The 1967-nt window shown below is 63.4% G+C and carries 4 protein-coding genes; all 4 read right to left on the bottom strand.

The annotated features are described in order from the left end of the window. Positions 1 to 237: NIPSNAP family protein (locus ABI213_RS17495; protein ID WP_348028017.1), on the bottom strand; the 237-nt coding region annotated here is incomplete at its 3' end. Next, the gene (locus ABI213_RS17490; RefSeq protein ID WP_348005752.1) at positions 234 to 395 is read right to left on the bottom strand and encodes a hypothetical protein; all 162 of its coding nucleotides are present in this window, start codon (positions 393 to 395) and stop codon (positions 234 to 236) included. The genes ABI213_RS17495 and ABI213_RS17490, both read right to left, overlap by 4 nt. 10 nt (positions 396 to 405) lie before the next feature. Further along, positions 406 to 843: a heme-binding protein gene (locus ABI213_RS17485; RefSeq protein WP_348005751.1), complete on the bottom strand. Its 438-nt coding sequence runs from the start codon at positions 841 to 843 to the stop codon at positions 406 to 408. 30 nt (positions 844 to 873) lie between these two features. After that, positions 874 to 1884 (bottom strand): zinc-binding alcohol dehydrogenase family protein, encoded by a 1011-nt coding sequence (locus ABI213_RS17480; protein WP_348028015.1) that lies wholly within the window; start codon positions 1882 to 1884, stop codon positions 874 to 876. Between the last annotated feature and the right edge of the window lie 83 nt (positions 1885 to 1967).

Below are 1967 nucleotides of genomic sequence, written 5' to 3'. Positions count from 1 at the left end.
CGCCTGTCCATTCCGGGTCTTGCACAAACGCGGTCCATTTGGCCTCGCGCTCCGCCATGGATTCCCAGGCCCCAGATAGGTCAGGTCGTGGCTGTCGGCACCGTCCAGTGCGGTCCAGAAGCCGGCTTGGCGGATGCCGTGCTTGCGCCACATCGGCAGCACCAGGCTGTCAAATCGGTGCAGTAAATCTGGCATGCGGCCGACATGGGCGGTGTAAATAAGCAGTTCGTAAATCATCGTTCCGTATCCTGGTTGCCGTTCACTTTTCCGGCGCGGCGGCCGACAAATGGATGTGCTGCGGCTGCGTCGTCGACCGGGGCCGCCGATGCAGAGAGCGACGCCCGTACCAGGCAGCCGGCGGCCAGCAGTGCGGTGGGAGTGGTGCGTAAAGTCATGGGGCGCCCCTTATCCCACCAGCTCGAAGCCCATGGCCTTCAGCGCGGCCTCACAGGCCTGCTGGTCCTGCAGTGCATTGCCGCCGGAGATGCCTATACCCCCGACCACCTGCCCATTCAGAATGACCGGGTAGCCGCCGCCGACGCTGACCAGGCGCGGCTGGTGTGCCAGCTGCGACACAACCGGGTTCTCCAGCACCGCGTTCCACACATGGGTGGGCAGTCCGAAGGAAACCGCGGTCCAGGCCTTGTCTATGGCTACGTTGACGGTGAGAAATGGCGACTTGTCCGAGCGCTCTAGCGCTTTGAGGTGACCGGCACCATCGGTGATGGCGATGGTGACTTCGATGCCGATCTGGTCACTGGCTGTGCGGGCTGCTTTCAGCAGGTCTTCAGCGGCGCTGCGGCTGATCGACGCGGTGGCGAAGGTGGTGGGTGCGGTGTTCATAGGGGGTGTTCCGTTGGGTTAGATGGGGTTTCAGAAGCCGGCCACTACGACTTTGCCTTGGGTTGTGCCGCTTTCGACCAGCGCATGGGCTTTGCGCAGGTTGGCGGCGTTGATTGCGCCCAAATGTGTATTGGCGGTGGTGCGGATGCGGCCTGCGTCCACCAGTGCTGCCACCTCGGCCAGCAACTTGCCTTGCTCGCCCATGTCGGGTGTCTGGAACATCGGCCGGGTGAACATCAGCTCCCAGTGCAGCGAAATCGCCTTCGACTTCAGCAGCATTGGGTCCAGCCCGGCCATGTCGTCTATCGCGCCCAGTGCTCCTTGTGGCTTCAGTGCCTCGATCATTTGGGTGTAGTGCTGTGCCATTTGCGTCAGGCTGGCCACGTAGTCCACTTGGCCAAAGCCGGCGGCCTTCAGTTCCTCGGCCAACGGCCGGGTATGGTCGATCACAGCATGTGCGCCCAGGTCCAGGCACCACTGGCGCGTTTGGACGCGAGATGCGGTGGCAATCACCGTAAGCTGGGTCAACTGGCGTGCCAGCTGGACCAGAATGGAGCCCACGCCACCGGCGCCGCCCACCGCCAGCAGCGACTGCCCGGCGCCACCGCCCTTGGCCACGCGCAGCCGGTCGAACAGCAACTCGTACGCAGTGATAGCGGTCAGCGGCAGCGCAGCGGCCTGTGCGTCGTCGATGCTGCGCGGGGCCAGCGCAACAATGCGCTCGTCTACGGTGTGCAGTTCGCTGTTGGCACCCGGGCGGTTGATGGCACCGGCGTAGTACACCCGGTCGCCCACTTTGAAGAGGCTGACGGCCGAGCCCACGGCCTCGACCACGCCCACCGCGTCCCATCCCAGCACGCGGGTCTGGCCAGCGACCGGAGCCGAGTTGCGGCGGATCTTGGTGTCCACCGGATTCACCGAGATGGCGGACACGCGCACCAGCAGGTCGCGTGCCTCCAGCGTGGGTGTGGGCAGCGTCAGGTCTTGCAGCGCGGCGGCGTTGTCGATGGGCAGGTTGTTGTGGTAGCCAACGGCTTTCATGGGGTGCCTTTTTTACGAGTGAATGAGGAATGGCTGAACTGTAAAATGGCAAATGAAAATTGATAAGATCTTATAAAAACAAT

It is taken from the genome of Rhodoferax sp. (assembly GCF_039922535.1).
Taxonomy (GTDB): domain Bacteria; phylum Pseudomonadota; class Gammaproteobacteria; order Burkholderiales; family Burkholderiaceae_C; genus Rhodoferax_B.
This window is presented reverse-complemented; position numbering and strand designations above follow the sequence as displayed.

Excerpts from the sequence above, each read along its gene's own strand:
- ABI213_RS17490 (WP_348005752.1), bottom strand. The coding sequence starts at position 395 with ATGACTTTACGCACCACTCCCACCGCACTGCTGGCCGCCGGCTGCCTG.
- ABI213_RS17485 (WP_348005751.1), bottom strand. The coding sequence starts at position 843 with ATGAACACCGCACCCACCACCTTCGCCACCGCGTCGATCAGCCGCAGC.
- ABI213_RS17480 (WP_348028015.1), bottom strand. The coding sequence starts at position 1,884 with ATGAAAGCCGTTGGCTACCACAACAACCTGCCCATCGACAACGCCGCC.